The organism is Stenotrophomonas sp. SPM (assembly GCF_003105135.1).
Classification (GTDB): Bacteria; Pseudomonadota; Gammaproteobacteria; order Xanthomonadales; family Xanthomonadaceae; genus Stenotrophomonas.
Genome location: NZ_QETL01000065.1, coordinates 1 through 22,248, shown reverse-complemented (window position 1 = coordinate 22,248; position 22,248 = coordinate 1). Strand labels below are relative to the sequence as shown.

Annotated in this window: 20 protein-coding genes and 1 pseudogene; 9 read left to right on the top strand and 12 right to left on the bottom strand. The window is 67.1% G+C overall.

The features are described from left to right. Window positions 1-193 precede the first annotated feature (193 nt). On the bottom strand, window positions 194-1,561 hold the full coding sequence (gene purB, locus DCO49_RS13655) for an adenylosuccinate lyase (protein WP_116864490.1): 1,368 nt from the start codon (window positions 1,559-1,561) through the stop codon (window positions 194-196). 233 nt (window positions 1,562-1,794) lie between these two features. Here purB and DCO49_RS13650 point away from each other — a divergent pair, with 233 nt between their 5' ends. Continuing rightward, entirely contained in the window at window positions 1,795-3,234 is a 1,440-nt protein-coding gene (locus DCO49_RS13650; RefSeq protein ID WP_116864489.1) for a class II fumarate hydratase, read from the top strand. 58 nt (window positions 3,235-3,292) lie between these two features. Here the strand turns inward: DCO49_RS13650 and DCO49_RS13645 are convergent, their stop codons facing one another. From DCO49_RS13645 to DCO49_RS13620, 6 genes are all read right to left on the bottom strand, one after another. Beyond that, entirely contained in the window at window positions 3,293-3,718 is a 426-nt protein-coding gene (locus tag DCO49_RS13645) for a hypothetical protein (RefSeq protein WP_116864488.1), read from the bottom strand. 106 nt (window positions 3,719-3,824) lie between these two features. Next, window positions 3,825-4,460: a hypothetical protein gene (locus DCO49_RS13640; protein ID WP_116864487.1), complete on the bottom strand. Its 636-nt coding sequence runs from the start codon at window positions 4,458-4,460 to the stop codon at window positions 3,825-3,827. Between the two features lie 31 nt (window positions 4,461-4,491). Next, window positions 4,492-5,379, bottom strand: coding sequence for a DUF2807 domain-containing protein (locus DCO49_RS13635; RefSeq protein ID WP_116864486.1), 888 nt, complete (start codon window positions 5,377-5,379; stop codon window positions 4,492-4,494). A 21-nt stretch (window positions 5,380-5,400) separates the two neighbouring features. Continuing rightward, on the bottom strand, window positions 5,401-6,426 hold the full coding sequence (locus tag DCO49_RS13630; RefSeq protein WP_116864485.1) for a hypothetical protein: 1,026 nt from the start codon (window positions 6,424-6,426) through the stop codon (window positions 5,401-5,403). After that, a complete protein-coding gene (locus DCO49_RS13625) occupies window positions 6,423-7,298 on the bottom strand; it encodes an ABC transporter ATP-binding protein (protein ID WP_108769286.1) in 876 nt (291 codons plus the stop codon). Before DCO49_RS13625 ends, DCO49_RS13630 begins: the two co-directional genes overlap by 4 nt. Then, window positions 7,298-7,657 carry a GntR family transcriptional regulator gene (locus DCO49_RS13620; RefSeq protein WP_116864484.1) on the bottom strand — a complete coding sequence of 120 codons (360 nt, stop codon included), beginning with the start codon at window positions 7,655-7,657 and terminating at the stop codon, window positions 7,298-7,300. The genes DCO49_RS13625 and DCO49_RS13620 overlap by 1 nt, the downstream gene beginning before the upstream one ends. 611 nt (window positions 7,658-8,268) lie before the next feature. On the opposite strand from DCO49_RS13620, the gene DCO49_RS13610 reads away from it, so the two are divergent. From DCO49_RS13610 to DCO49_RS13585, 6 genes are all read left to right on the top strand, one after another. Next, window positions 8,269-8,856, top strand: coding sequence for a glutathione peroxidase (locus DCO49_RS13610; RefSeq protein WP_108770710.1), 588 nt, complete (start codon window positions 8,269-8,271; stop codon window positions 8,854-8,856). Window positions 8,857-8,951: 95 nt separating this feature from the next. Continuing rightward, complete coding sequence (locus DCO49_RS13605) at window positions 8,952-9,929, top strand: FKBP-type peptidyl-prolyl cis-trans isomerase (RefSeq protein WP_116864482.1); 978 nt, start codon at window positions 8,952-8,954, stop codon at window positions 9,927-9,929. Window positions 9,930-9,951: 22 nt separating this feature from the next. Then, entirely contained in the window at window positions 9,952-11,295 is a 1,344-nt protein-coding gene (locus tag DCO49_RS13600; protein ID WP_116864481.1) for a UDP-glucose/GDP-mannose dehydrogenase family protein, read from the top strand. Then, complete coding sequence (locus DCO49_RS13595) at window positions 11,288-11,527, top strand: SlyX family protein (RefSeq protein WP_116864480.1); 240 nt, start codon at window positions 11,288-11,290, stop codon at window positions 11,525-11,527. The genes DCO49_RS13600 and DCO49_RS13595 overlap by 8 nt, the downstream gene beginning before the upstream one ends. Window positions 11,528-11,537: 10 nt before the next feature. Continuing rightward, entirely contained in the window at window positions 11,538-12,218 is a 681-nt protein-coding gene (locus DCO49_RS13590; protein WP_116864479.1) for a DUF2058 family protein, read from the top strand. Window positions 12,219-12,269: 51 nt separating this feature from the next. Then, window positions 12,270-14,342 carry an acyltransferase family protein gene (locus DCO49_RS13585; RefSeq protein ID WP_116864478.1) on the top strand — a complete coding sequence of 691 codons (2,073 nt, stop codon included), beginning with the start codon at window positions 12,270-12,272 and terminating at the stop codon, window positions 14,340-14,342. Window positions 14,343-14,357: 15 nt separating this feature from the next. Here DCO49_RS13585 and DCO49_RS13580 read toward each other — a convergent pair whose 3' ends face one another. The 4 genes from DCO49_RS13580 to DCO49_RS13565 all read right to left on the bottom strand — a co-directional run bounded on the left by DCO49_RS13580 (window position 14,358) and on the right by DCO49_RS13565 (window position 20,337). Further along, window positions 14,358-15,545, bottom strand: a complete 1,188-nt coding sequence (locus DCO49_RS13580; protein WP_116864477.1) for an MFS transporter — start codon at window positions 15,543-15,545, stop codon at window positions 14,358-14,360. Window positions 15,546-15,624: 79 nt separating this feature from the next. Next, window positions 15,625-18,309, bottom strand: a complete 2,685-nt coding sequence (gene metH, locus DCO49_RS13575; protein WP_116864476.1) for a methionine synthase — start codon at window positions 18,307-18,309, stop codon at window positions 15,625-15,627. Then, on the bottom strand, window positions 18,306-19,400 hold the full coding sequence (locus tag DCO49_RS13570; protein WP_116864475.1) for a homocysteine S-methyltransferase family protein: 1,095 nt from the start codon (window positions 19,398-19,400) through the stop codon (window positions 18,306-18,308). The genes metH and DCO49_RS13570 overlap by 4 nt, the downstream gene beginning before the upstream one ends. 7 nt (window positions 19,401-19,407) lie before the next feature. Next, window positions 19,408-20,337 (bottom strand): metalloregulator ArsR/SmtB family transcription factor, encoded by a 930-nt coding sequence (locus DCO49_RS13565; protein WP_108769275.1) that lies wholly within the window; start codon window positions 20,335-20,337, stop codon window positions 19,408-19,410. A 163-nt stretch (window positions 20,338-20,500) separates the two neighbouring features. Between DCO49_RS13565 and DCO49_RS13560 the strand changes: the two genes are divergently transcribed. Continuing rightward, window positions 20,501-21,649, top strand: coding sequence for an acyl-CoA dehydrogenase family protein (locus DCO49_RS13560; RefSeq protein ID WP_116864474.1), 1,149 nt, complete (start codon window positions 20,501-20,503; stop codon window positions 21,647-21,649). Between the two features lie 193 nt (window positions 21,650-21,842). Beyond that, window positions 21,843-22,130, top strand: a complete 288-nt coding sequence (locus DCO49_RS13555) for a hypothetical protein (RefSeq protein ID WP_116864473.1) — start codon at window positions 21,843-21,845, stop codon at window positions 22,128-22,130. Here the strand turns inward: DCO49_RS13555 and DCO49_RS20345 are convergent. Next, window positions 22,052-22,248, bottom strand: a pseudogene (locus tag DCO49_RS20345) (hypothetical protein); the annotation flags it as partial. The gene DCO49_RS13555 and the pseudogene DCO49_RS20345 sit on opposite strands and share 79 nt — an antisense overlap.

The window sequence follows — 22,248 nt, the reverse complement described above, 5'->3', positions numbered from 1 at the left end:
GTAGCCCCCACCAGGACCGCAGGCGCCATGGATGGCGCCTACGAGCCCCCATGGACGGGTTCACGGCGTGTCCCGCGAACCCAACCCGCCCCGCCAATCAAGGCATAACCAAGAGCCGCCTTTGACGTTAGCACTTGCAGTTGCAGTTGCCTGCCGCAGGCAGCGCCGCGGCCGCCGCCGCAAAGGAAACCCCTCAGATCTTGCGAGCCAGCGCCTCAGCCAGACCCGTGTAGCTGCCCGGGGTCATCTCACGCAGCGACTGTTTGGCATCCTCCGGCAGCGCCAGCGTCTCCACGAACGCCCGCATCGACTCCGCCGTGATGCCCTGCCCACGGGTCAGCGCCTTCAGCTGCTCGTACGGGTTCGGCAGGCCATGGCGGCGCATCACCGTCTGCACGGCTTCGGCCAGCACTTCCCAGGCCGCGTCCAGATCGGCATCCAGGCGCTGCGGGTTCACTTCCAGCTTGCCCAGGCCCTTGGCCAGCGAATCCAGCGCCACCTGGCCGTGGCCGAAGGCAGTGCCCAGTGCGCGCAGCACCGTGGAATCGGTCAGGTCACGCTGCCAGCGGCTGATCGGCAGCTTCGCGCTGAAATGCTCGAACAGCGCATTGGCGATGCCGAAGTTGCCCTCGGCATTCTCGAAATCGATCGGGTTGACTTTGTGCGGCATCGTCGACGAACCGACTTCGCCTTCCTTCAGGCGCTGCTTGAAGTAGCCCAGCGAGATGTAGCCCCAGATGTCGCGGGCCAGGTCGATCAGGATGATGTTGGCGCGGCGCGCGGCATCGCCGATTTCGGCGATGTTGTCGTGCGGCTCGATCTGCGTGGTGTACGGGTTGAACACCAGGCCCAGGCTGGTCACGAAGCGCTCGGCGAAGGCCGGCCAGTCCACCGCCGGGTAGCTGGCGACGTGGGCGTTGTAGTTGCCCACCGCACCGTTGATCTTGCCGGTCAGCTCGACCGCGGCGATCTGCCGGCGCTGGCGCTCCAGGCGGGCGACCACGTTGGCCAGCTCCTTGCCCAGGGTGGTCGGCGAGGCGGTCTGGCCGTGGGTGCGCGACAGCATCGGCTGTGCGGCCTGGGCGTGGGCCAGGGTGCGCAGGGTGGCGGCGATGCCGTCCAGGCTCGGCAGCAGCACTTCGCGGCGGGCCTGTTCCAGCATCAGGCCGTAGCTGAGGTTGTTGATGTCCTCGCTGGTGCAGGCGAAGTGCACGAATTCCAGGGCCGGGGCCAGCTCGGCGTCGTCCTTCAGCTGTTCCTTGATGAAGTACTCCACCGCCTTGACGTCATGGTTGGTGGTGCGCTCGATCTCTTTCACGCGCGCGGCCTGGACCGGGGTGAGGTTGGCGGCCAGGGCACGCAGGCGGGCGGTGGCGGCCTCGGAGAACGCGGCCAGCTCGACGATGCCCGGCTCGGCGCCCAGGGCCAGCAGCCACTCGACCTCGACCGTGATGCGGGCCTTGATCAGGCCGTATTCGGAAAAGATCGGGCGCAGGGCATCGACCTTGCCGGCATAACGGCCATCGAGCGGGGACAGGGCGAGCAGGGCGTAATCGGACATGTCGGCAGGGCTGGGGCGAGCGGCGGGGGCCATATTCTACGACGCTGCGGGCTGCCGCGCTTCGCGCTCGCCGGGCATGGCCCAGCGCTACCGATCGGACGCTGCGACCCATCGGCGTTGTCCCCTGCTGCGGACAAGGGAGTATCGTTGGCACAGCCGCCAGCCCCGGGAAGCGACCCGCTGCCAGCCGCCGCTTCCCTTTCCCCCAACAGAAGTAGTGCGGAGTCGATGCAATGAGCAAAGCTGCAAGCAAGGGTGGAACCGCGAAGTTCCGTATCGAACACGACAGCATGGGCGAGCTGCAGGTGCCCGCTGACGCCCTGTGGGGCGCGCAGACCCAGCGCGCCGTCGAAAATTTCCCGGTGTCGGGCCAGCGCATGCCGCGCGGCTTCATCCGTGCCCTGGGCCTGGTGAAGGGTGCCGCCGCCGGCGTCAACGCCGAGCTGGGCCACCTGCCCAAGGTCGTCGCCAAGGCCATCCAGGTGGCCGCCGCCGAAGTGTCGGCCGGTGACTGGGACGCGCATTTCCCGATCGACGTCTACCAGACCGGCTCGGGCACCTCGTCGAACATGAACGCCAACGAGGTCATCGCCACCTTGGCCAATCGTGCCGGCAAGGCGGGCAAGACCACGGTGCATCCCAACGACCACGTCAACCAGGGGCAGAGCTCCAATGATGTGATCCCGACCGCGCTGCGCGTTTCGGCGGTGCTGGCCGTGCACGAGCAGCTGCTGCCGGCGCTGGTGCACCTGCGCAGGACCCTGGACAAGAAGGGCCGCAGCCTGCGCAAGGTGGTCAAGACCGGCCGCACCCACCTGATGGATGCGATGCCGCTGACCTTCGAGCAGGAGTTCGGTGCGTGGTCTGCGCAGCTGGCCTCGGCGCAGGAGCGCATCGAGGACAGCCTCAAGCGCGTGCGCCGCCTGCCGTTGGGCGGCACCGCCATCGGCACCGGCATCAATGCCGACCCGCGCTTCGGTGCGCAGGTGGCCAAGGCCCTCAAGCAGCAGACCGGCTTCAAGTTCGACAGTGCCGACAACAAGTTCGAAGGCCTGGCATCGCAGGACGATGCCGTGGAACTGTCCGGCCAGCTCAATGCGCTGGCGGTGGCCCTGATCAAGATCGCCAACGACCTGCGCTGGATGAATGCCGGTCCGCTGGCCGGGCTGGGCGAGATTGAGCTGCCGGCCCTGCAGCCGGGCAGCTCGATCATGCCGGGCAAGGTCAACCCGGTCATTCCCGAGGCGACCGTGATGGCCTGCGCGCAGGTGATCGGCCACCACACCGCGATCACCGTGGCCGGCCAGACCGGCAATTTCCAGCTCAACGTGACCCTGCCGCTGATCGCGGTGAACCTGCTCGATGGCATCGGCCTGCTGGCCAACGTGTCCACCTTGCTGGCCGACAGCGCCATCGCCGGGCTGAAGGTGCGCGAGGACCGCGTAGCCGAAGCGCTGGCCCGCAACCCGATCCTGGTAACCGCGCTGAACCCGATCATCGGCTATGAGAAGGCCGCGGCGATTGCCAAACGTGCCTACAAGGAACAGCGCCCGGTGCTGGATGTGGCGCTGGAGGACAGCGGCCTGGACGAGGCCGAGCTGCGGCGCCTGCTGGATCCGACCGCGCTGACCGCCGGTGGCATCCAGGCCGGGGGCGGTGGCGCCGGCGGCTGATCGGCCGGCATTCGCGGGTCAAGCAAAAACGCCGCCCTTCGGGGCGGCGTTTTTCGTGTCAGCGACGGTCGGCGACAATGTTGCCGAAGGTCTCGGTGTAGTCCTTGAACTCCGGGATGGTCTGCACCAGGTCCGGCGGAATCACCTCCATGCCTTCCGGCGGCCGGATCTTCACCGGCTGCATGTCGGGGTCGGCCGGGGCGGCCACCAGGGTGTTCTGGCGCAGCACCTGCAGCTTGCCGAACATGGTCTGCAGCATCTGCCGCTGGCCATCGTTGAGCGGGATCTGGATCTCGTCGACCTTCATCGTGCCGTCGGGCAGGATGATGATGTTCGGCGCCGGCTGGCGACGCACGGTCACCATGCTTTCGCTGACGGAAATTTTGGGCTTGCCGCGCTCGGCGCGGTGGTTGCGGTAGTCCTGGTCGCAGCCGGCCAGGCCCAGGCAGAGCAGGGCGACCAGCAGCAGCAACAGCTTCTTCATGGCGGTTCGATCGGGTGCATCGGGGGCGGCCATTGTAAGCCCGGGCGCCCCGGCGCGGCCGGCAACGGGTCAGGTTGCCGGCCGGGTGCGGCGAAATGTCACAGGGTCAGCGGTTGACGACCTTGTTGGTGTCGCAGTCGTCGATGTCAGACTGGTCCATGCTCGCGTACGGCTGGAACGCCGGCAGGTCGCGGGCCAGCGCCTGCTGGCTGGCCAGCATCGCCGGCAGGCGGTTGCACAGCTGCTTGGCCTGGGCCTCGAGCTTCTCGGCCTCGGCATTGATGCGCTTCTCGATGCCGTCGGTGTCGCCACTGAAAACACCCTTGATCGCTTCGCTGGCGGCGTTGGCGCCGAGCTTGGCACCGGCCACGCCGATCTCCATGCCGTCCTGGGCGATGCCGGCGATATGGCCGCGGTAATCCAGCAGCTGGCGACGCTGCGCCGGCGTGGTCTTCACTTCCTTGCCGGCAATCAGGAAGCGGCCATCGGGGGTGATCTCCGCGCGGGGCTGCTTGTCGGAGGAAATCTTGATGTTGCCCTTGGCGATCTCCTCGCGCGCCTTGTCGGTGGCTTCCTTGACGCTCTTGCCAATCTCGCCGGTGGCATCAGCCACGGCCTTGCCCGGCGAGGTGTCGGTGGCGGAAGCATCAGCGGACGAGGACGACGACGAGGACGAGGTGCCGCCACAGGCGATCAGCGGCAGGCACAGCAGGACGGCAGGCATCAGGCGCAGCAGGTTCATGGCGTTCCCCTCAAGGCAATGGATGGATGGCTTACTTGCCGCGCGGCAGGGTGACTTTGCCGCCGATGTCACGGTGGCGGACCTCGCCGCTGCCGCTGTGGTCGACGGTCAGGTTGCCGCCGGCGCCGTTGACGGTGATGTCGCCCGAGCCGTGGCTGCGCACGTGCACGTTGCCGCCGGTCTGGTCGATGTCCACGTCGCCGGAACCGACCACGCCGATCTCGACGTTGCCCTTCACCTGGCGGAAGCCGATGTCGCCCGAGCCGACCGTCTCCAGGCGGGCATTGCCGCGCACGTCGCTGATCTTCAGGTCGCCCGAACCGACGGTGCCGACCACGGCGTCGCCGCCGATGGTGCGGGCCTTGACGTCGCCCGAGCCCAGCGAGAGCAGGTTGAGCGATGCGGCGCCCTCGATGTCCAGGTCACCCGAGCCGACCGCCGCGTGCACGCTGCCGCGGGTGCCGCGGGCGATGCCATCACCCGAGCCGACGTCCATGCTCAGCGACTGTGCGTTGTCTATGCTGGCATCGCCGGAGCCTATGCGGAACTGCAGCGGCAGGTTGTCCGGCACGCTGCCGCGGATGTCCAGCCACGCATAGCTGTTGCCCATGCTCAGGCCGCTGCGGCCGTCGCGGCGCAGGCTGACCACCAGCTTGTCACCTTCGCGGCGCTGGTCGAGCACCAGCTGGTCCAGCCAGCTCTTGTCCGAGGCACAGGCGCGGCCGTCCAGCTGGCCGCCACCGGCATTGGCGATCACCTTCAGGTCGTGCTGGTTGACTTCGAACACCACGGCCTTGGCACCGGCCGCGTCCAGCTTCAGCGAACGCGGGGCGGAGAACTTGCAGTTCGGTGCGTCGGCGGCCTGCACCGACAGCGGCAACAGCAGCAACAGGGCACTACAGGCGAGCAGGGTACGCATGGTGGTCTCTCCGGAAAGGGGTCAGATTTCGCCTGCGCGCTTGCGCAGGACGATGGCCAGGGCGATGAAGGCGACGCCGAACGCTGCGCCGATCCACAGGTCGGGCATGGCCAGGGTCTTCAGCTGCTCGGCCGGGCTCATCAGCGCGGCCAGCGACTCGACGTTCTTGGCCTTGTCACTTGCGCTGAGGCGGTAGACCAGGTCCACGCCCGGCACCGTGCCCAGCAGCAGGCGGCCGACGATGTGCTGCCAGAACCAGCCGGTGGTCATGTCGAACAGATGCATCAGCTTGGTGGTGCTGACGATGATGCCGGCGAACAGCGGCAGCATGACCGCCCACAGGAACGGCTTGCTCTTGGCCCAGGCCGAGCACAGCAGCAGCCAGCCGGCGGTCGGCAGCGCCCACAGCGCGTACACCGGGATGGCGGCGAGCAGGCCGGCGCTCAGGGTCACCGGGCTGGCCGGGCCCCAGATCAGGGTGGTCGCGCTGCCGCCGTGGGTGACCGCGACGATGCTGATGATCAGCAGGAAGCCGAACATGGTGGCGACGGCGGCCAGGGTGGCCACCAGCGGTGCCACGATCAGGGCGCTGATCACCTTGGACAGCACGGTCTGGGTGTCCGACAGCGGCAGCGACTTCCAGAACAGGATGCTGCGGTCGCGGCGGTCGTCGTACAGGGCGCCCAGGCAGTAGAAGAACACCACGAAGGCCAGCACCAGGAAGGGCCAGGCAGAGCTCAGCAGCAGGGTCAGGTCCAGGCCGTTGCCGAGGTCGGCCATGTCCTTGGCGCTGATCTTCTGGGTCAGCAGGGCCAGGTCCAGCCCGTTGATGTTCACGTTCTCGCCGTCGACGTGCAGGCCGCCGTCGCGGGCGGCGCGGTGCAGGGCGAACAGGCCCAGGCCGATGCCCACCGCGCTCATCAGCAGCGAGACGATGCCGGCGATCAGCGGTGCATAGAAGAAGCCGCCGCGGTTTTCCCAGTATTCGCGCTTGAGCAGCCAGCGCAGGGTGCCTGCGGGGCTGACCGGATGGTTGACGGCATTCATGCGTAGGTCCCCTTCATGACAGCGACGAACAGATCGGCCAGGCCCGCGTTGCGGGTCTCGCCGAGGGTAGAAAGCTGGCTGCGCGGCACGCCGTCATACAGCAGCACGGTCTTGCCGAAGGCCTGGCTGCGCTCGTCGATCGGCTTCAGTGCGCGGGCGGTGTCCAGCTGGTCGGCACCCACCAGCAGTTCGGTGTAGCGCTCGCCCACCTCGTCCATTTCCGCGCTGAGTACCACGCGGCCATCGCGGATGAACATCACGTCGCTGAGGATGTGCTCGATCTCTTCCACCTGGTGGGTGGTGACGATGATCGTCTTCTGTTCGTCGAAGTAATCCTCCAGCAGGCGCTGGTAGAACTCCTTGCGGTACAGGATGTCCAGGCCGAGGGTCGGCTCGTCCAGCACCAGCACGCGGGCGTCGATGGCCATCACCAGGGCCAGGTGCAGCTGCACGATCATGCCCTTGGACAGCTCGCGCACGCGCTGCTTCGGCTGCAGCTTGGTGTTGGCCAGGAAGCGTTCGCAGCGGGCGCGGTCGAAGCGCGGGTGCACGCCGGCCACGAAATCGATGGCCTCGCGCACCTTCAGCCAGCGCGGCAGCACGGCCACGTCGGCGATGAAGCAGATGTCCTTCATCAGTTCATCGCGGTGCACGCGCGGGTCGCGGCCCAGCACGGACAGCTCGCCTTCCACCGAGGTCAGGCCGAGGATGGCCTTCAGCGCGGTGGTCTTGCCGGCGCCATTGGGCCCGATCAGGCCGACGATGCGGCCTGCCGGAATGGAGAAGCTGGCGTTGTCGAGGGCAACGGTGTTCTTGTAGGCCTTGCGCAGGCCCTTGGCGGTAATGACGGCGTCGCTTGCTACGGTACTCATCAGATCTTCCCCTGGGGCAGCAATTCGTCGAGGTTCAGGCCCAGGCGCTGGATGCGCTCCAGGACGGCTGGCCATTCTTCATTGAGGAAGCGTTCGCGCTCGCTGCTGCGCAGCTGCGTGGCGGCCGCCTCGGTCATGAACATGCCCAGGCCCCGGCGCTTCTCGACCAGGCCTTCATCGGCCAGTTCCTGGTAGGCGCGCGAAACGGTGATGGGATTGAGCTGGTAGTCGGCGGCCACCTGGCGCACCGAAGGCAGGGCGTCGCCCGGCTTGAGGATTCCGTCGAGCATCATGGCGATCACGCGCTCCTTCAACTGGCGGTAGATGGGAGCGCCGTCGCTCCACTGGATGTCGCTCATATTCAGCTCCGTGGGGTCAGCGGCTGTGCGAACGAGAAGTACGGCATGGACAGGGAGCTGTGCAGCCGACGCGGGGGAGGGGGAGAGGGTTCGGCGTTCCCGGCCGTGAAGGGTGCTGCGTCCTGCGGGGTGTCGGGGGAGGAGGGCGCCTGTGGCGCCGGCAGGGCCAGCCAGAGCAGGGCCAACAACGTCGAGACGGCCGTGACCGCTGGGGCGGTATGGCGGTGTCGCATCCGGATGTTCATGGTTTCCCCCTGTCTCAGGTGACTGGTGTTGTATGCAACTATAACACCGGCACGCCGTCGTGCAAGCCCCGCTTCCACCCAACTGATGGCAGGGGTGGTCACTGTTCCGAAATATCACGTCACGTGATTGATCTGAATGGAAAAAGGCGTCGCACAGCCGGCCCGTTCCGGCCTGCTTCCATTCAGCAACATTGATGCTAGGTCATCAAAGGTGCGCTGGCCGGGGCTTACGGCGGCAGCCGCCACGCCGTGCAAAGTGCGGCCCGCCCTGCAACGGCAGGCGCTCCGGGCCCCGGTGCTATAGTTCGGCCGATTCCCGGCCCGAGCTGGCCGGAGCCCTGAAACAGCTACTGCGGAATGACCCTCATGCCTCTGCCGACTGCTTTCCCGCGCCGCCTCCGCGGCTTGTCCCTGTTGACCGTCCTGGCCTTCGGCCTGGCCGGCTCGGCCACCGCCCTGGCCGCCGACCTGCTCGATGTGAGCTACCGCCCGCTGGCCGGCAAGCAGCAGGTCAACCTGGAAAAGCGCTACCACGGCCAGGTGCTGCTGGTGGTCAACACCGCCAGCAAGTGCGGCTATACCCCGCAGTACGAAGGCCTGGAGGCGCTGCACAAGCAATACGCCAGCAAGGGCTTTGCCGTGCTCGGCTTCCCGTCGAATGATTTCAAGGGCCAGGAGCCCGGCGACGAGAAGCAGATCCAGGATTTCTGCACGCTGACCTACGGCGTAAAGTTCCCGATGTTCGAGAAGGTGCACGTCACCGGTCCGGAGGCCACGCCGCTGTACCAGCGCCTGACCGCCGCCACCGGCGTCGCCCCGGGCTGGAACTTCCACAAGTACCTGGTCGGCCGCGATGGCAAGGTCATCGCCCAGTTCGCCAGCAAGGTCACCCCCGACGATCCGCAGCTGAAGGCGGCCATCGACAAGGCACTGGCCGCACCGGCCGTGCATTGAATGAAAGCACGCACGCCTCGACATCTCCGGCGTGCGTGCGACAATGACCGTTTCGCGCCGACGTCGGCGCCCAGACACTTCCAGGAATGCAGCGAATGAAGATGGGAATGCGCGGCGCAGCGGCGTCGGTTCTGATTCTGGCGATGGGCACCTCCGGTGTCGCCCTGTCGCAACAACCGGCCGCACCGGCGGCCGCCAAGGAGACCGCAACCTTGAATTCCCCCAAGCAGAAGCTCGGCTACGCCATCGGTCTGGATGTGGCCAAGTCGTTCGCGCCGATCGCCGATGAAATTGACGTGGCTGCGCTGCGTACCGCCGTCGAGCGTTCGTTCGAAGGCCTGCAGCCGCAGATCACCCAGGACCAGGCCAAGGCCACCGATGCGGCCCTGCGCCAGGTCGTGATGGCCCGTAACGGCCAGCAGGTTCCGGGCATGGCCCCGGGCTCGCAGCCGGCCAAGGTCGACCGCGTCAAGGTCGCGCAGATGATCGGTTCGTACTCGGTCGGCCCGTCGCTGGCCCAGCTGAAGGACGACATCGACACCGCCTCGCTGTTTGAAGCGATCAGCACCGGCCTGACCAAGGGCCAGCCGAAGATGACCGAAGCGGACGCGACCGCCACCATCCAGGCGTTCATGGGCACCAAGCAGGCTGAAATGCAGGCCAAGGCCGCCCAGGCCGCGCAGACCAACCGTCAGGAAGGCAATGCATTCCTGGCCAAGAACAAGACCCAGCCGGGCGTGGTGACCACCGCCTCGGGCCTGCAGTACCAGGTGATCCGCCCGGGTAGCGGCGAGCGCCCGCTGCCGACCAGCAAGGTGCGCGTGAACTACGAAGGCAAGCTGCTGGACGGCACCGTGTTCGACAGCTCCGCGGGTCGTGGCCCGGCCGAATTCGGCCTGGACCAGGTCATCAAGGGCTGGACCGAGGGCGTCGCCCTGATGCCGGTCGGCTCCAAGTACCGCTTCTGGATCCCGGGCGACCTGGCCTATGGCGAGAACGGCACCCCGGGTGGCCCGATCGGCCCGAACGCCGCACTGACCTTCGACGTCGAGCTGCTGGGCGTTCTGCCGTAAGCCGCCAGGAGTCAGCACGGACATGCGCGTTGCGATTTTCGGTACCGGCTACGTCGGTCTGGTGACAGGTACCTGCCTGGCCGATGCCGGCCACCAGGTCATCTGCGTGGACATCGACCAAGCCAAGGTCGATGGCCTCAACCAGGGCGTCATCCCGATCTACGAGCTGGGCCTCGAGCCGATGGTGAAGGCCAACCATGCCGCATCTCGGCTGGCGTTCACCACCGATGCCGCAGCGGCCATCGGCCACGGGCAGGTGGTGTTCATCGCCGTCGGCACGCCGCCGGACGAGGATGGCAGCGCCGACCTGCAATACGTGCTGGCCGTGGCCCGCACCATCGGCCGGCACATCAGCGTGCCGACCGTGGTGGTCAACAAGTCGACGGTGCCGGTGGGCACCGCCGACAAGGTGCGCGCGGCGATCGCCGAAGAGCTGGCTGCGCGTGGCGCGGACATCGCCTTCGACGTGGTGTCCAATCCCGAGTTCCTGAAGGAAGGCGATGCGGTCGCGGACTGCATGCGCCCGGACCGCATCATCATCGGCGCCTCCAGCGCCGAATCGGTGGCGGTCATGCGCCGCCTGTACGCACCGTTCAACCGCAACCACGACCGCGTGGTGGAAATGGACGTGCGTTCGGCCGAGCTGACCAAGTATGCAGCCAACGCGATGCTGGCCACCAAGATTTCGTTCATGAACGAAATGGCCAACATCGCCGAGCGCGTCGGCGCCGACATCGAGCAGGTCCGCCAGGGCATCGGTTCGGACCCGCGCATCGGCTGGCATTTCATCTACCCGGGCGCCGGTTATGGTGGCTCGTGCTTCCCCAAGGACGTGCAGGCGCTGGCCCGCACCGCGCAGCAGTATGGCCTGGCGCCGAAGCTGCTGGACGCGGTAGAAGCGGTCAACGAGGCGCAGAAGGGCCACCTGTTCGAGCTCATCCAGCGCCACTACGGCGCGGACGCCAGCCTGCGCGGGAAAACCTTCGCCGTGTGGGGCCTGGCCTTCAAGCCGAACACCGACGACATGCGCGAGGCCTCCAGCCGCCGCCTGCTGGCCCAGCTGTGGGACGCCGGTGCGCGCGTGCGTGCCTACGACCCGGAAGCCACCCATGAAGCGCAGCGCATCTTCGGCCACCGCGACGACCTGGTGTTCTGCGGCACTGCCGAAGACGCACTGCAGGGCGCCGATGCGGTGGTCGTGGTGACCGAGTGGAAGCAGTTCCGCAGCCCCGATTTCCAGGCGCTGCGTTCGCAGCTGCAGGATGCGGTGGTGTTCGATGGCCGCAACCTGTACGACCCGTCCGAGGTCGAGGCTGCCGGTCTGGCTTACTACGGCATTGGCCGGGGACGTTCGTTGCATGTCTGATACATCGAGTGAACGCGAGCAGGCGCTGGAAGCGCGCCTGGTCGAACTGGAAATGCGCGTGTCCTTCCAGGAACACGCGCTGGCCGAATTGAGCGATGCGCTGGCCGATGCACGCATGCAGGGCAGCCGCAATGCCGATGTGCTGCGCGTGCTGCTGGAAGACCTGGGCAAGGTCCGCAATGCATTGCATTCTTCTGATCCGGCGAGCGAACCGCCGCCGCCGCACTACTGATCTGATTCCTATGAGCGATACCCTCCGCGACCAGCTGATGGGCCTGGGCTTCAAGCCGGCACCCAAGCCCGAGCGCAAGAATGATGGCCCCCGCCGTGATGGCCGCCCGCAGGGCAAGGGGGGCAATGGCAATGGAAAGCCGCAGGGCGCTGGCAAGGGCGAGCACACGCCTGGCGAGCGTCGCGGCCACGGTCATGGCGGCCCCGGCAAGCCCGCCCAGTCGCGTGGCCCGGGCCAGCAGGGCCCGCGCAAGCCGCGTACGGCCGAAGAGATGGACCTGGCCAAGGCCTACGCCATCCGCGCGCAGAAGGAAAAGGAAGAGCGCATCGAGACCGAGCGCCTGAAGCAGGAAGAAGCGCGCCAGCGCCGCGAGGCCAAGGCCAAGCTGGAAGAACTGCTGAAGGACAAGGGCCTCAATGACGAGGCGGCCGACATCGCCCGCCACTTCCCGTATGGCGGCAAGATCAAGCGCATCTACGTGACCGCCGCGCAGCTGACCGCACTCAATGCGGGTGAGCTGGGCGTGGTCCAACTCAACGGCCGTTACCTGCTGGTGACCGCCGAGCTGCTGGCGCAGTCCGAAGCGGTGTTCGCCGCGTCGGTGGCGCTGAAGGTCGATCCGAACGCGCCGGCCGAGGAAGATCCGTACGCGGACCCGCAGTTCCAGGTGCCGGACGACCTGGTCTGGTAATGGATTGAGTTGCCTGCCACGCCCGCCGACGTGGCAGTTGCGGGAGGCAGGATGACGGCTGAGGCAGGGCGCGGTTACGTACCGCATATCGATGGACTGCGTGCGATCGCCGTATTGGCGGTCATCGTGTTCCACCTAGACCCGGCCTGGCTGCCGGGCGGGTTCACCGGCGTGGACGTGTTTTTCGTCATTTCCGGTTTCGTGGTCAGTGCGTCGGTGCATCGCCTGCCGCCACTTTCGCTGGGTGCTTCGATGCTGCGCTTCTATGCGCGGCGCATCCGTCGCATCGCACCGGCACTGGTCACCTGCCTGCTGGTCACCGCGGTGGCCAGCGTGCTGTTCATTCCCGAATCGTGGTTGAGCGAGGCCAGTGACAAGACGGGCCTGATGGCCTTCTTCGGCCTCAGCAACTGGGTGCTGGCTGCGGTCGGCAACGATTATTTCGCGCCCAAGGCCGAGTTCAATCCCTATACCCACACCTGGTCATTGGGCGTGGAAGAGCAGTTTTACCTGCTGTTCCCGCTGTTGTTCCTGGCCTGGGCACGGGGCGCGCGTGGGCGCTGGCTGAGCCTGGGCCTGTTCCTGCTGGTCAGCGCGGCATCGTTGCTGCATGCGGCGCTGCTGGGCCTGCGCGACGTGCCGCCTTCCTGGGCGTTCTACGCCACGACCACGCGGTTGTGGCAGCTAGGCGTGGGCGTGCTGCTGTTCCAGCTGCTGCATGTGCGCGCATCGCTCGACCCGCTGACCCAGCGCTCGCTGGCCCGTGGTGCGTGGGTGTTCCCGCTGCTGGCCGCGCTGTCGCTGGCCCTGCTGGGCTGGGCGTTGTGGACGGCGCGCGCTGGACACTCACCGTGGCCCGATGGCCTGCTGCCGGCGTTCGCCACGGCGGGCCTGCTGTGGTCGCTGCATCACCATCCGCGGGCCTGGATCGGCCGGGTGCTGGCCAGCGCGCCCATGCGCCGCATCGGCCTGCTGTCCTACTCGCTCTACCTCTGGCATTGGCCGGTGTTCGTGCTGATGCGCTGGACCGTGGGGCTGGAAACACCGCTGCAGATGCTCTCGGCGACGTTGCTGGTGGCGCTGCTGTCCTGGTTGTCGTGGCGCTGGGTGGAACAGCCCTTCCGTGGCCCGTTGGCGCCGCGCGCGACGTCGCTGCGCTGGGTGGCCTGTGGCGCTGCCGCGCTCGTGCTGGCCGGCGCCCTGCAGATGCTGCTGTACTCGCAGGCATCGCTGCTGTCATTCAGCACCGTCAGCCGCAATGCAGCGGACTGGTACGCCAGCAGCAGGAGCGTGGCTGATGATTTCCCGGGGTGCGCGCTGGTCACCGGCAAGCATCGCTTCGAAGGTGGCAGTGCCCGCACCTATGCGCGCGGGCGCTGTGATCGTCCTGTTCCCGCGGCCGCACCCGCCCGTGTGTTCGTGGCCGGTGATTCGCATGCCATGGCCTACATCGAGCTGCTGCAGCGGCTGGCGCTGGATTCCGGTGCGCAGGTGTCGCTGTATGGCCGTGGCGGCTGCCCGCAGGTCAGCCTGCAGAAGTGGCGCGGAGCGGGCGCCGGCTGCGAAGCATTCGACGCGGCCGTGTTCGCCGACATCAGCCAGCGGGCGCAGCCCGGCGACGTGGTGGTGCTGGTGTCACTGCGCGTTCCGCGCCTGTCCGACCAGTTCGTGCTGTTCGATGCCGCGGCGCAGCTCGCGGGCGAACGCACCCCGGAAGCGGCCGCAGGCCGCGACGTGGAGGTGGCCGAGGCGATCGCCCAATGGAAGCCATTGGCCGAGCGCGGCGTGCGCATCGTGATGGAGGCACCCAAGCCGGTGCTGCCAGCACCCCCATACCGGTGTTCGGATGCGTTCAACGCCGACAATGAAGTCTGCCGCAATGGACTGGTCAGCACCCGCGCGGACATGGAGGCGCTGCGTGCGCCCATGCTTGGCAGCCTGCAGCAGGTGGTCGCTGGCCTGCCGGGTGCGATGATGTGGGACCCGCTGCCGGTGCTGTGTGATGCCACCCTGTGCCCGGCACAACGCGATGGCCGGCCGCTGTACTTCGATGGCGACCACGTCAGTGGCTATGGCAACCGCGTGCTGCTGCCGTCACTGCAGCAGGTCCTGCGCCAGCCCTGAAGCGGCGCATGGCGTTCACTCCGCGCGGGCGACGCGACGCCGCGCGCGGATCAACGGCAGGCTCAGCGCGAAGAAGCACAGCAGGGCGCCGACCAGGGCGAAGCCGCTGCCGGCCAGGAACGCCGTGCGGCCGTTGTCGATGGTCCACAGCTGGCCAGCGATGAGTGCGCCCAGCACGCCACCGACACCGGACGAGAAGCCATACAGAAGGCCCTGGCCATGGCCGTTGAGGCGGCCGGGGAAATAGGTCGCCAGCATCTGCATCGCCGCGGCGAAGAACGCGGCGAAGCCCAGCGCGTGTGCGGTCTGCGCCACCAGCATCACCGGCAGGTTTTCCGGGAACAGCGCGGTGACCGCCCAGCGCAGGCAGGAACTGACCAGTGCGATCAGCAGCATCCAGCTGGCGTCGTAGCGGCGGAAGAAGCGGCCGATGGTGAAGAACACGCCCACCTCGAACACCACGCCGATGGTCCACAGCAGGCCGAGGGTAAACGTGCGGTAGCCGTGGTGGTCCATGTAGACCGAGAAAAACGTGTAGTACGGGCCGAACGACAGTTGTTCCATGAAGGCGGCGAGGAAGAACGCCAGCACCGGCGGGCGGCGCACGATCTGCCAGAAGCCGCTGGCATCGCCCTCGGCCTTGCCGATATCGCGCGCGTACTGGTTGCTGAAGGCCGAGACCACCAGCAGGGCGAACAGCGGCAGCATCATCCACGGCAGCAGCCCGGCGCGGTTGCCGTTGCCATCGCCTTCGATCAGCCAGCCGAACAGGGTGACGATGGCGATGAATCCCAGCGAGCCCCAGACCCGGATCAGCCCGTAGCGATGGCTGTCGCTGCCCAGGTGGGTAAGGGTGATCGACTCGAATTGCGGCATCACCGCGTTGTAGAAGAAGCAGAACACCACCATCGACGGGTACATCCACGGCTGCGGCAACGGTAGCAGGAACACGGCGAAGCTGAGCAGGGTCAGCACGCAGCCCACGCGCAGCAGGCGGATCGGGCGCGGTGAGGCGGCGGCCAGTGTGGTCCAGGTGCTGGGCGCAATCACGCGCGTGGCGTACCACAGGCCCATCATCACGCTGATGGCGGTCACGCTCATGCCGCGCGCGGTCAGGAACAGGCTCCAGTAAGGCGTGAAGGCGCCCAGCGCCGCGTAATAGAACAGGTAGAAGCTGGACAGGCGGGCGGCGGGAACGGTCATCGCGAGAATCATGCACGGTAGCGCCGGGGCATGCCCGGCGGACGGGAGATGAGGCCGGGCATGGCCCGGCGCTACCGCCTCATTCGGGGTCGTAGTCGAGGTTGGAGGCCAGCCAGCGCTCGGCCTGGGCGCGGTCGACGCTCTTGCGGCGCGCGTAGTCGCTCACCTGTTCGCGGCTGAGGCGGCCGACCACGAAGTACTGGCTCTGCGGGTGGCTGAGGTAGTAACCCGATACGGCGGCGGTGGGCAGCATCGCGAAGCTCTCGGTCAGCTCCATGCTGGCGTTCGCTTCGGCCTGCAGCAGGTCGAACAAACGGCGTTTCTCGCTGTGTTCGGGGCAGGCCGGGTAGCCCGGTGCCGGGCGGATGCCGCGGTACTGCTCGTCGATCAACGCCTCGTTGTCCAGCGTCTCGGCGTGGTCGTAACCCCAGAATTCGGTGCGTACGCGCTGGTGCAGTCGCTCGGCCAGCGCCTCGGCGAAGCGGTCGGCGAGGGCCTTCAGCAGGATCGCGTTGTAGTCGTCATGGTCGGCCTCAAAGCGCGCGACGTGGGCGTCGATGCCGATGCCGGCGGTCACCGCGAAGGCGCCGATCCAGTCCTGCTTGCCACTGTCGGCCGGGGCGATGAAGTCGGCCAGGCAGAAGTCGGGGCGCTCGGCCGGCTTGTCCACCTGCTGGCGCAGGAAGTGCAGGGTGGTCTCGCCCTCTGGGTGCTGCACGCGCACGTCGTCGCCGACGCTGTTGGCCGGCCACAGGCCGAAAACGGCCTTGGCCTGCACCCACTTCTCGCCGACGATGCGGTCGAGCATCGCGCGTGCGTCGCGGTACAGCTCGCTGGCCTGGGTGCCGACGATCTCATCGGTGAGGATGGCCGGGTACTTGCCGGCCAATTCCCACGCCTGGAAGAACGGGGTCCAGTCGATGTAGTCGACCAGTTCGGCCAGCGGGTAATCATCGAACACGTGCAGGCCCGGCTGCTTCGGTGCCGGCGGGATGTAGTTCGCCCAGTCGCCTTGGAACTTCTGCCCGCGTGCGTGTTCCAGCGTGACCAGGCGCTTGGCATCGCCGCGGTTGCGGTGGCGCGCGCGAATCTCGGCGTAGTCGGCTTCGTTGGCGGCAACGAAGGCCTCGCGCAGGTCGCGCGAGATCAACGACTGGGCCACGCCGACCGCGCGCGAGGCATCCTTCACCCACACCGTGGGCGCCTTGTAATGCGGGTCGATCTTCAGCGCGGTGTGTGCGCGCGAGGTGGTGGCACCGCCGATCAGCAGCGGCAGGTCGAAACCCTGGCGCTCCATTTCGCGGGCGACGTGGCTCATTTCTTCCAGCGAGGGGGTAATCAGCCCGGACAGGCCAATCAGATCGGCGTGGTGTTCGCGCGCGGCATCGAGGATCTTCTGCGCCGGCACCATCACGCCCAGGTCGACCACCTCGAAGTTGTTGCAGGCCAGGACCACGCCGACGATGTTCTTGCCGATGTCGTGCACATCGCCCTTCACCGTGGCCATGATGATCTTGCCGTTGCTGCGCGCGGTGTCGCCGCTGCGGGCCTTTTCGGCTTCGATGTACGGCAGCAGGTAGGCCACCGCCTTCTTCATCACGCGCGCGGATTTCACCACCTGCGGCAGGAACATCTTGCCGGCGCCGAACAGATCGCCGACCACGTTCATGCCGTCCATCAACGGGCCTTCGATCACGTCCAGCGGGCGGCTGGAGGCCTGCCGGGCCAGTTCGGTGTCTTCTTCCACGAAGGCGTCCAGGCCGTGCACCAGGGCGTGCGCCAGGCGCTGCGCCACCGGCTTTTCACGCCAGGCCAGGTCTTCGGTCTTCACCGCGCCTTTCTTTCCCTTGTAACGTTCGGCGATCTCCAGCAAGCGCTCGGTCGAATCGCTGCGGCGGTTGAGGATCACGTCCTCCACGCGCTCGCGCAGCTCCGGTTCCAGCTCGTCGTAGATCGGCATTGCGCCGGCGTTGACGATGCCCATGTCCATGCCGGCGGCGATGGCGTGGTACAGGAACACCGAATGGATGGCCTGGCGCACCGTCTCATTGCCGCGGAACGAGAACGACACGTTGGAGACGCCGCCGGATACGTGGCAGTGCGGCAGGGTCTGCTTGATGATGCGGGTCGCTTCGATGAAGTCGACTGCGTAGTTGTCGTGCTCTTCGATACCCGTGGCGACGGCGAAGATGTTCGGGTCGAAGATGATGTCCTGAGGCGGGAAGCCGATTTCATCGACGAGGATGCGGTAGGCGCGCGTGCAGATCTCGACCTTGCGCGCGCAGGTATCGGCCTGGCCGGCCTCGTCGAAGGCCATCACCACAGCGGCCGCGCCATAGCGCAGCACCTTGCGTGCGTGCTCGCGGAACAGTGCCTCGCCTTCCTTCAGCGAGATCGAGTTGACCACGCTCTTGCCCTGCAGGCATTTCAGGCCCGCCTCGATCACGCTCCACTTGGAGGAATCGACCATTACCGGGATGCGCGCGATGTCCGGCTCGGACATGATCAGGTTGAGGTAGCGGGTCATCGCCGCTTCCGAGTCGATCAGGCCCTCGTCCATGTTGACGTCGAGGATCTGCGCACCGCTGGCCACCTGCTGGCGCGCGACGTCCACCGCTTCCTCGTAGCGGCCTTCCTTGATGAGCTTGCGGAACTGCGCGCTGCCGGTGACGTTGGTGCGTTCGCCGACGTTGACGAACAGCAGTTCCGGGGTGATGACCAGCGGTTCCAGGCCGGACAGGCGGGTGTAGGGCGAAGTGCTCATGCGGCCTGCTGCTCCTGTGCACCGGGCAGGGCGCGCGGCGGCAGGCCGGCGACGGCCTCGGCGATGGCGCGGATATGGTCGGGGGTGGAGCCGCAGCAGCCACCGACGAGGTTCAGCAGGCCATCCTCGGCGAAGCCGCGCAGGGTGGCGGCCATTTCCTCGGGCGTCTCGTCGTACTCGCCGAAGGCATTGGGCAGGCCGGCATTGGGGTGCGCGCTGACATGGCAGTCGGCCACCTGGGACAGGGTTTCCACGTGCGGGCGCATGGCATCGGCACCCAGCGCGCAGTTCAGGCCGATCGACAGCGGGCGCGCGTGGGCCAGCGAGGCATGGAAGGCATCGGCGGTCTGCCCCGACAGAGTGCGGCCGGACGCGTCGGTGATGGTGCCGGAGATCATCACCGGCAGGCGTGCGCCGCGCGCATCGAAGGCCTCTTCCAGCGCATACAGCGCGGCCTTGGCGTTGAGCGTGTCGAAGATGGTCTCGACCATCAGGGTGTCGGCGCCACCATCTATCAGGCCTTCGATGGCTTCGCGGTAGGTGTCGCGCAGCTCGTCGAAACTTGTGTTGCGGAAGCCGGGATCGTTCACGTCGGGGCTGATCGAGGCGGTGCGGCTGGTCGGCCCGATCACGCCGATGACGAAGCGCGGCTTGTCCGGCGTGGTCGCTTCGACGGCATCGCAGCAGGCGCGGGCGACGGCGGCGCCGGCCTTGTTCAGCTCATACACCAGATGTTCGAGGTGGTAGTCGGCCTGGCTGACCGAGGTCGCGTTGAACGTGTTGGTTTCCACCAGGTCCGCGCCGGCCTGCAGGTAGGCGGTGTGGATGTCACCGATGACCTGCGGCCGGGTGAGCAGCAGCAGGTCGTTGTTGCCCTTCAGGTCGTGGCCTTCCGGCGCGGCGTGGTCGCAACCGGGGCCATGGTCGTGGTCGTAGCCGCCGGCGAAGCGCTCGCCGCGGTAATCGTCTTCCTGCAGGTCATGGCGCTGGATCATCGTGCCCATCGCCCCGTCGATGATCAGGATGCGTTCGCGCAGTGCGGCGAGCAGGGCATGGGCACGTTCGGGATGCAGCCAGGGCAGGGCGGACACGGCGACCTCAGGGCTTGTTGGCGATCAGCGAGATGACTTCGAAATGCGGCGGGCGTTTTTCGCGGGTCACGGTTTCCAGGCTGGAAACCTGCAGGCCGGCCTTGTCGACGAACCTGCGCAGTTCCTTGTCGCTGAAGCCGAGGTTGACGTGGCCATAGGCTTCCACCGCGGCCTTGTGCTCGTGGCGGGCCAGGCTGCACAGCAGCAGGCGGCCGCCCGGGCGCAGCACGCGCGCGGACTCGGCCACGGCCTGCGCCGGCTTGCTGGCGTAGGTCAGGGCGTGCATCAGCACCACCAGGTCGAAGCTGCCGTCCTTGAAGGGCAGGGCGTGCATGTCGCCCTCGCGCACCTCCACGTTGGGAAGGCGGCGCAGGCGCTCGCTGGCGGCGGCCACCACGCGCGCGCTGGTGTCGATGCAGACGTAGCGGCTGGCGTGCGGGGCCACCAGTTCGGCCAGCACGCCGTCACCGGAGGCGATGTCGAGCACGTCACCGGTTTCCAGCAGCGGCAGCGCGGTGCGGGCCAAAGCTTCCCAGGTGCGGCCCGGCGAGTAGTGGCGCTCCATGTCGCCGGCCACGCTGTCGGCCCAGTTCTGGTCGGCGGCGCGGCTGGCCATCACCGCAGCGACGCGTTCGGCATCCTGGCGCAGCAACGGATCGTCGCTTCCGTTGCTCAATGCATGCCACAATGCGCGCTGCGCCGGGTCCAGCTGGGCATCGTCGAAGCGGTAATAGGCCGACACGCCGGCACGGCGGTCGCGGACCAGGCCGGCTTCCTTCAGGCGCGCCAGGTGGGTCGACACCCGCGGCTGCGCCAGCCGGGTGATCGCCGACAGCTCGGCCACGGTCAGCTCTTCCTGTTCCAGCAGCGCCAGCAGGCGCACGCGGGTGGCGTCGGCGAACACCTTCAGGCGGGTCGACCAGTCTTCCAGATCCATAAATATCTACCTATCGCGATATAGAGATATATTCGCCGACGGCGGCGGTTCCGGTCAAGCCGCCACACCCTCCAAGTCAGCCGCCGTTGCCCGGCCCCGGTACAATCGAGCCACCTGGGCGCGCAGTGCGTGGCCCCTATCATCATGTACCTGGGAGGGTGTTGTGGATTTCAGCTTTACTGAAGAGCAGTTGATGCTGCAGGACGTGGCGCGGCGCATCGCGCAGGAGAAGATCGCCCCGAGCGCGGAGCACCATGACCGCACCGGCGAGTTCCCCCTTGAGAACATCCGCCTGCTGGGCGAAAACGGCCTGATGGGCATCGAAGTGCCGACCGAGTACGGCGGCGCGGGCATGGACCCGGTGGCCTACGTGCTGGCGATGGTGGAGGTCGCCGCTGGTGATGCTGCGCACTCGACCATCATGTCGGTCAACAATTCGCTGTTCTGCAACGGCATCCTGACCCATGGCAGCGAGGCGCAGAAGCAGAAGTACGTGCGCGCCATCGCCGAAGGCGAGGCCATCGGTGCGTTCGCCCTGACCGAGCCGCAGTCCGGTTCGGATGCCACGGCCATGCGCTGCCGCGCAGTCAAACAGGCCGACGGTACCTATGTCATCAACGGCAAGAAGAGCTGGATCACCTCCGGCCCGGTGGCCAAGTACATCGTGCTGTTCGCGATGAGCGAGCCGGACAAGGGCGCGCGCGGCATCACCGCCTTCCTGATCGACACCGACAACGCCGGCTTCGGCCGCGGCAAGACCGAGCCGAAGCTGGGCATCCGTGCCTCGGCCACCTGCGAGATCGAGTTCAACGACTACGTGGCCCAGGCCGACGACGTGCTCGGCCAGGAAGGCGAGGGCTTCAAGATCGCCATGGGCGTGCTCGACGCCGGCCGCATCGGCATCGCCTCGCAGGCCATCGGCATCGCCCGTGCCGCCTATGAGGCCACCTTGGAATACGTGAAGGACCGCAAGGCCTTCGGCGCCGCCATCGGCACCTTCCAGATGACCCAGGCGAAGATCGCCGACATGAAGTGCAAGCTGGACGCCGCCCTGCTGCTGACCCTGCGCGCGGCGTGGGTAAAGGGCGAGGGCAAGCGCTTCAGCAACGAAGCGGCCATCGCCAAGCTGACTGCTTCGGAAGCCGCGATGTGGATTACCCACCAGGCCGTGCAGATCCACGGCGGCATGGGCTATTCCAAGGAAATGCCGCTGGAGCGCTACTTCCGTGATGCCAAGATCACCGAGATCTACGAAGGCACCTCGGAAATCCAGCGCCTCGTGATTGCCCGCAACGAGACGGGCCTGCGCTGAGTTCGAGCGGCCGCGCCGCCGCAATGGCGGCGTGGCCGATGGATATGAAAGCGCCGTGGCATTGGATGTCTGTAGTGCCGAGCCCATGCTCGGCTCAGATACACGCAGCCGAGCATGGGCTCGGCGCTACAGAAAGCGATCGCCCGCGCTTGCCCCGCTACAATGCAGCCCATTTTTTGCATGGAGCTGCACGATGATCTATCGCGGTTGGGGATTCATGACGCTGGTGACACCGATCGCGGTGATCCTGCTGCTGGCGTACTTCTTCCCGCACGACGGTCCGAAGGGCAACATCCCGCTGCAGCAGGTGCTGCTGGGCGGTGGCATCGGCGCTGGCGTGAACGTGCTGCTGGGCCTGTGGCTGAACCGTGCGCCGCGACAGAAGGGCGAGGCGGCACCGCATCATTTCTTCTTTGTGCCGATGCAGTGGGTGGCGCTGGTGATCGTGGCCGTGTGTGCGGTGATCGCGCTGCTGCGCTGAGGGGTTGGAGCTTCCTGGCCCACCAGTTCCTGGCGGCCACCGACCAGATGGCTTTCCACCATCACGCCGACGATGCGCTGTTCGCCGTCTTCCAGCTGGATGGCGATGTCCTCGATCA